The sequence below is a fragment of the Leptolyngbya sp. CCNP1308 genome, assembly GCF_034932455.1.
GTDB lineage: Bacteria > Cyanobacteriota > Cyanobacteriia > Phormidesmidales > Phormidesmidaceae > Nodosilinea.
Genome location: NZ_JAYGIH010000113.1, coordinates 49,301 through 55,971, shown reverse-complemented (window position 1 = coordinate 55,971; position 6,671 = coordinate 49,301). Strand labels below are relative to the sequence as shown.

Genomic DNA, 6,671 nt, shown 5'->3' with positions numbered 1-6,671 from the left:
TTCACCTCCAAGTCACGACGGCGTTACAACGCCTTCTGTTTTACCGCTAAAACGCCGAAGGGGCACAACTCTATGTCGTATGTCGGGGTACAACCTTACGTCGGACGACACACTGCAATGCCCCTACCGAGGAATCGATTTCAAAAGCATCTCTTCATCAAATGAGCTGCTACGACAACGCTACAAAGGGCTCACAGACGCTCTAGATTGCTGACGCGGTACTGCTTTACCTCCCTAAAATCGCCCTTGCCAGAATTATTCAGCGTCATCACCGTGCCACTGATGGAGACCGTGGCCTGGTAGCAGCCTGTTTCTCCCTCGGGGCTGGTGAAGTCAATCTGCACCTGGGCCTGGCCCGTGGCGTCATCCAGGGTCAAGACCTGACCCGACTTGCGGTGGTCGCGCCAGGCCCAGCCCAGTTGGGCAAAAATTTCCCCCTCCACGATTTGCGCCAGGGGCGGCAGTCCAGCCCAGCCACGGTAGTAGGCCCTAAGGTTGGCCATCGGCACATCTCGCTGCACCAGATAGTGGGGTGTGTCGGGTTCTAAATGACCCCAGTAGCGGCCTTCAGGAAAGTCAATTAAGGTGGGGGCGAGGCGGTGATTGCCGATGTGGCTGGTGCGCCACACCCGCAGGGCATTGGGCATGGCGTGGGTCTTGAGGGCGTCGTACACGGGCCGACTAAACCGGCCGCAGCAGATGTCTAGCTCGGCGTGGGCACAGACTAAAAAGTCTCGCGTTGGGGCAAGCTGACGGTAGCTTTCGAAGGGAGCCAGCTCGTCGGGGTTGGGCAAAGCCTGCACCAGCGGTACGACCAGGTCTTCGGGCACCCAAAATTCTTGTTTGTCATAGGTGGCGAACTGGGCAGCGGGGCGCTGAAAGTAGAGAATGCGGCGGTAGCCCGGCTTGCTATAGCGAGGGTCGGGGGCGATCGCCAGACAGCGCCCCTTGGCACTGCGCGCCGCCGCCTGCTCCAGCACCGGCAGCAGCGCAGCGGGAAAATTCTCGCTCTGGAGCACGTTGCGACCCCAGGGCATGGGCACTTCGACAATCAGGTAGCGATCGCACTCTGGAGCCGTTCCCATCGGGTTTTCGCCGCTGCGTTTAGAAAACACGGCGCAGAGATCGACATCGGGGCAGGCGGTAATCGACTGGGGTGAGGTCATGGGGGAGCGTCAATTAAATAGGTGAACAGATCGTCTAGAACGGCGTTGGCGGCCAAAATACCGCTGCCCAAAAACCACGTGTCAAAGGACACCGGATACACCCGCTCCTGCTGCACCGCCCCTAGCTGTTGCCAGAGCGGATGGGCCATCACCTGCTGGGCCATAGAGTCTTGGGGGTTGTCTTCAAAGTAAAAAATCACGTCCCCATCCATAGCCGGAACGGCCTCTAGGCTGACAGTTTCAAACACCTCGTCTTTGGCCTGGGAGGCGGGACGGGGCAGCCCCACCTGCTCCAGAATGTAGCCGCAGAACGAATCTTTCATATAGAGGCGCACCTGGTCGGGGCGGAAGCGCAGCACCGACACTTCGGTAGTTGGCAGGCGATCGCCCATCTGCTGGCGAAACTGCTGAATTCTGGCCTCAAACTCTTGGGTGAGCGTTTCGGCCTGCTCGGTTTTACCCAGGGCCTCAGCGTAGGTGGTGAGGGCATCGGCGCGGGTCTCGACCAGCACGGTGGGGGCAATCTGCGAGAGGCGATCGTAGAACTGACCGTGGTCGTCCACGCTGCTCAAAATCAGGTCGGGGCTGAGCTCAAGCATGGCTTCAAAATTGGGCTGAGAGGCGTGGCCAATGTTGGCAATGCCCTCGGTTTTATTCGCCAGATAGTCGGGAAAATTGCCGTAGTCAGAGCGCTGGGAAAACCCGGCATAGGTTGAGGCAATGGGCTTAATCCCCAGCGCCAGGGTGTTGTCGAGGGCGCTCTGGGCCAGCACGATCACCCGCTGGGGCGATTGAGGTACAACCACCTCGCCGAGCGCTGTCGCAACGGTACGCCCCTGCTCTGGGACGGCTGGCTGGGATTGCAGAGAAGGCCCGCCGCAGGCCACAACTAGCCCTAGGGTGGCGATCGCCAGCAGCGCCCATTTGAGGTATCGCATTCCCCTCAGCATTTGCTCTGCCCCCAGACCCAACCTGGTGAATTGAGATAGTTTAGATGAGAAAACATATCAATAAGTAGATTGACTTCTGCACCTTAGATAAATCGGTCTACCTTGTCAAGACAAGATCTGAGCTACTGACTGCTCGACCAACTGGCCATTCTCTAGCTTGAGAATGCGATCGGCCAGATGAAAATACTTGTCATCATGGGTAATGGCCAGCACCAGCTTTTTGCGCCGCTTCAGCTCGGGCAAAATCTGGGTGTAAAACACCGTCTTAAACTGCGGGTCCTGATCGGCGGCCCACTCGTCGAACAGGTAGACGGGGCGATCTTCTAAGTACGCCGTCAGCAGCGCCAGGCGTTTGCGCTGCCCATGGGAGAGGTCGGTGGTAGAGAGTTCTCCAGCCCGCAGGTGAACTTTGTGGTCGAGCTGGAGAGCGGTGAGGTAGGTGTTGGCCTGCGCCATCTGCTCGGGGCTATCGAGGGCCAGCAGGCGATCGAACAGGTAAAAATCGGCAAAGATGGCGGAAAACTGCTGCCGATAGGCTTCACGATTGCCCTCGGCGATCGCGTTGCCATCCAGCCAAATCTGACCGGTGGTAGGAGGGTAGAGCCCGGTGATCAGCTTGGCCAGGGTAGACTTGCCGCTGCCGTTGCCGCCGATCAAAAACACCACCTCGGGCCGCGAAAACGCCAGGCTAAATGGCCCTACGGTAAAGGGGGTGGCATCGGCTCCCCGGTCATAGCTATAGGTCACATGGGTCAGCTCCAGACGCTGCCAGGTGGGGGCCAGTGGGGCCGGGCTGGGTGGCTCCTGGCACTGGTTCAGCATGAACCCAAAGGATTCGACCTTGTCGAGGGCAACGCTGGCGCGGCTGAGAATGGGCAGCCGCCGCATCAGGTTCTCAAGTGGGCCACTGAGGTAAATGATGGTGAGAATGTAACTGGCCAGCAGCGCCATCTCCAGGGGGCTAAACCGGGGCACGACAAACAAAAAGACGCTAATAATCGCAAAAAAAATCAGCTGCCCCCAGCTGGCCGCCCCGGCAAAAATGCCCATGCCCAGCACGTTGAAGTGGCGATAGGTAGCAGCACTCTGGCACAGGTCTTCATTCAAAAACACCTGGCGGCGCTGGTGGTGCAGCTTGAGTTCTTTAATGCCGTGGATAATGCCGCGCAGGTGCTTAAACAGCCGGTCTTGCTCGTCGCGGGCGGCGACCAAAAAGCGCCTGGCCCGCCTGGCAATCAGCTGGTAGGTGACGGTCGCCAGGGCAATAAACGCCACCATGACCAGCAGCAGCGGCAGCGATAGCCAGCCCAGATAGATCAAAGAGCCGCCCACGATCGCCAGGTCGATGCAGAGAAAGGGCACCACCGTAAAGGCGGAGGCGATGGTTTCAATATCTGCCGTCAGGGCCGCGAACAGGCGATGGCTGCCCAGGTCTTCGAGCTGGCGCAGGGGGCAGTCGAGCAGCTGCCGGGCCAGCACCAGGCGCAGGTCAAATAAGGCACCCTGGGCCAGCCGAATCAGCAGCAGCTGAGACAGATACCCGGCCACCACCACCCCGGCCAGCAGGCCAAAAAAGCCCCAGAGAAAGGGGCCAGTCACCCCCTGACGACCCGTGACTACTTCATTTACCAGGGCGACCAGGCGAGCACTGCCGCCCCCGCTCAGCCCCCCAGCCACAACGGCAACGGCCATAGCCACGGGAGAGGTGCGCAGCAGCAGGTAAAGGAGATTCATAGTGAACCGTATTTTTGACAGCCGTGTTGACAAGAATTCCTAATAAGACTAGCCTGCTAATGCACACCCAAGCAATCCCGGTGTTGGAATTCTCTTCCTGAAAACGACTTTTCCTGAAAGCGGCTTGGTCAGGAATAGAGGGACTGGCCCGAGATCAGCGCCCAGCCTATCAGTCGGATTACGACGCACAAGCGTTTCTATTATCAAGAACATTTATTGTTTACAGTCATGGCTTCTACCCGTCATTCGGCGATCGCCCCGCTATTGGACGCAGAGAAGCGATCGCACCTGGCCACCCTGCTGCGATCGCGCCTCCAGCATCCCAACCAGTTCCCGCTTTCCTTTGCTCAGCAGCGGCTGTGGTTTCTCGATCGGCTCCAGCCGGGCAATCCGGCCTACACGATGATGGCGGCGGTGCGGCTGCGGGGGGATCTCAACGCGGCGGCTCTAGAGCGCGGGTTTCAAGACCTGGTGCAGCGCCACGAAGCGCTGCGCACGCGCTTTGTGCTGGTAGAGGGGCAGCCGTGCCAGCAGATCCAGCCGACGGGCACGGTGCCGCTGACCCGGCTGGACTGGTCAGCGCTGCCCCCCGAGGCGCAGACAGCAGCGATTCAGGCCGAGGCGCTAGACCTGGCCCAACGGCCCTTTGACCTGGCGCGGGATGGACTGGTGCGATCGCGCCTGATGCAGCTAGAGGCTGAGACCCACGTACTGCTGCTGGCTCTGCACCACATCGTTTCCGACGGCTGGTCGATGGAGGTGCTGATTCGAGAATTGGCCATTCTCTACGACGCCCATCGGCGGGGGCAGCCGCCCGCCCTGCCGCCGCTGCCAATTCAGTACGCCGATTTTGCCGTGTGGCAGCGGCAGTTTTTGCAGGGCGAAGTTCTAGAGCAGCAGCTGAACTACTGGCGATCGCGCCTTTCCCCCGCCGCCGCGCCCAGCCTGCCCACCGACTTTCCTCGCCCCGCCGTGCGCAGCCACCACGGTCATCGGCACGGGTTGGGGATTTCCCCTGACCTCACCGCCCAGCTTCAGGAACTCAGTCAGCAGGCCAGCGCCACGCTGTTTATGACTACCCTGGCGGCATTCCAAGTGCTGCTGTACGCCTATGCCCAGCAGCCCACGATTCGCGTGGGCACGCCGATTGCCAATCGCGATCGCCCTGAGGTCGCCAATCTGATCGGCTTTTTCACCAACACCCTGGTGCTCTGCGCCGATTTGAGCGGCAATCCATCCTTTCGCCATTGGCTAAAGCAGGGGCGCGACGAGGCGGTGAACGCCTACGCCCATCAAGATTTGCCCTTTGAAAAACTGGTCGAAGAACTCCAGCCCCAGCGCAGCCTGGGCCAGACGCCGCTGTATCAGGCTTGGTTTTACCTCCAGGATGACCCGGTGGCGACGGTGGCCTTTCCGGGGCTGACCCTGGAGCCGATTGAGATCAATCTGGGCACCGCCAAGCACGACCTGAAGCTGGGCCTTTGGAAAAGCCCCCAGGGGTTGCAGGGAGCGCTGGAGTACAGCACCGACCTGTTTGAGTCGGCCACCGTCAAGCGCCTTGCCCGGCAGTACGAAGCGCTGCTGGCCGAAATTACCCGCGACCCCGATCAGCCCATCGATGCCCTGGTGCAACACCTGCGGCAGCACGAGCAGCAGCAGCGATCGCACCAGCAGCAGGCCATGCTCGCGAGCCAGCGGCAAAAGCTCAGAGGCACCCGCCGCCAAACCTTTACCTCTCCCTAAGCACTATGACCTCGCCTTCTCGTCAGCGGTTGACCGACCTTCGCCGCCGCTCGGTGCAGCTCTCTGCTGCTGCTCTAATTACCGCACAGCCCCTGAACCGCGATCGCCTGCTGCCCCTGGTGGTGCAACCGACCCAGGGGGCTGCCTTGAATCTGGCTGACTGGGCCGCCACCCAAACCGACTGGATTGAGGGTCGGCTGCGATACCACGGCGGCATTTTGTTTCGCAGTTTCGCAGGTGACGGCACTACCGGGCTGGAGCAGTTTTTGCAGGCCCTGGGCGGCGATCTGCTCGACTACGCCTACCGCTCGACTCCGCGCACCCAGGTCAGCGGCAGGGTCTACACCTCGACCGAGTATCCGGCCAGCCAAACCATTCCGCTGCACAACGAAATGGCCTACAGCCGCCAGTGGCCGCTCAAGATAGCTTTCCTCTGCGAACAGCCTGGGGCCTGGGGCGGCACAACACCGATCGCTGATAGTCGCCAGGTCTACCAGGCGCTGCCGGAGGAGCTGCGATCGCGCTGGCAGCAGCGGCAGGTGCTCTACGTGCGCAACTACGGCGGTGGGCTCGATTTGCCCTGGCAGACAGTGTTTCAAACCGAAGATCGGTCAGCGGTGGAGGCGTTTTGCCAGGCCAACGGCATGACATGGGAGTGGGGCCGGGGCGATCGCCTGCGCACGCGGCAGGTCTGCCAGGCCGTTGCCCGTCATCCCCACACCGGAGACTGGGTTTGGTTTAACCAGGCCCACCTGTTCCACATTTCCAGTCTGGATGGGGCCGTACGGGCGGGGCTGCTGGCGGATGTGGCCGAGGCCGATTTGCCCCGCAATGCCTACCACGGCGACGGTACCCCGCTGGATGAAGCCGATCTGGCCACCATTCGCGCCGCTTACCAGGCGGCCACGGTGGAATTCCTTTGGCAGCAGGGGGATGTGCTGCTGCTCGACAACATGCTGACGGCCCACGGGCGCACCCCCTACGGTGGCCCACGAAAAATTTTGGTGGGCATGGCCCAGCCCTACGGTTTGCCGAGCGCTGCCTAGGCAGCGCCTGGGAGACATTTTTCCTAATGGTG

General features: G+C 61.0%; 5 protein-coding genes. 2 read left to right on the top strand and 3 right to left on the bottom strand.

All coding sequences use genetic code 11. The annotated features are described in order from the left end of the window. Positions 1-191: 191 nt before the first annotated feature. From VB780_RS29825 to VB780_RS29815, 3 genes are all read right to left on the bottom strand, one after another. Positions 192-1,166, bottom strand: coding sequence for a sucrase ferredoxin (locus VB780_RS29825; RefSeq protein WP_323354830.1), 975 nt, complete (start codon positions 1,164-1,166; stop codon positions 192-194). After that, a complete protein-coding gene (locus tag VB780_RS29820; RefSeq protein WP_323354829.1) occupies positions 1,163-2,104 on the bottom strand; it encodes an iron-siderophore ABC transporter substrate-binding protein in 942 nt (313 codons plus the stop codon). The genes VB780_RS29825 and VB780_RS29820 overlap by 4 nt, the downstream gene beginning before the upstream one ends. A gap of 117 nt (positions 2,105-2,221) precedes the next feature. Continuing rightward, positions 2,222-3,850, bottom strand: a complete 1,629-nt coding sequence (locus tag VB780_RS29815) for a cyclic peptide export ABC transporter (protein WP_323354828.1) — start codon at positions 3,848-3,850, stop codon at positions 2,222-2,224. A gap of 228 nt (positions 3,851-4,078) precedes the next feature. On the opposite strand from VB780_RS29815, the gene VB780_RS29810 reads away from it, so the two are divergent. Beyond that, positions 4,079-5,593 carry a condensation domain-containing protein gene (locus VB780_RS29810; RefSeq protein ID WP_323354827.1) on the top strand — a complete coding sequence of 505 codons (1,515 nt, stop codon included), beginning with the start codon at positions 4,079-4,081 and terminating at the stop codon, positions 5,591-5,593. 5 nt (positions 5,594-5,598) lie between these two features. Then, positions 5,599-6,639: a TauD/TfdA family dioxygenase gene (locus VB780_RS29805; RefSeq protein ID WP_323354826.1), complete on the top strand. Its 1,041-nt coding sequence runs from the start codon at positions 5,599-5,601 to the stop codon at positions 6,637-6,639. The last annotated feature ends 32 nt before the right edge of the window (positions 6,640-6,671 follow it).

Coding starts and splice junctions, on each gene's coding strand:
- VB780_RS29825 (WP_323354830.1), bottom strand. CDS start 1,166: ATGACCTCACCCCAGTCGATTACCGCCTGCCCCGATGTCGATCTCTGC.
- VB780_RS29820 (WP_323354829.1), bottom strand. CDS start 2,104: ATGCGATACCTCAAATGGGCGCTGCTGGCGATCGCCACCCTAGGGCTA.
- VB780_RS29815 (WP_323354828.1), bottom strand. CDS start 3,850: ATGAATCTCCTTTACCTGCTGCTGCGCACCTCTCCCGTGGCTATGGCC.
- VB780_RS29810 (WP_323354827.1), top strand. CDS start 4,079: ATGGCTTCTACCCGTCATTCGGCGATCGCCCCGCTATTGGACGCAGAG.
- VB780_RS29805 (WP_323354826.1), top strand. CDS start 5,599: ATGACCTCGCCTTCTCGTCAGCGGTTGACCGACCTTCGCCGCCGCTCG.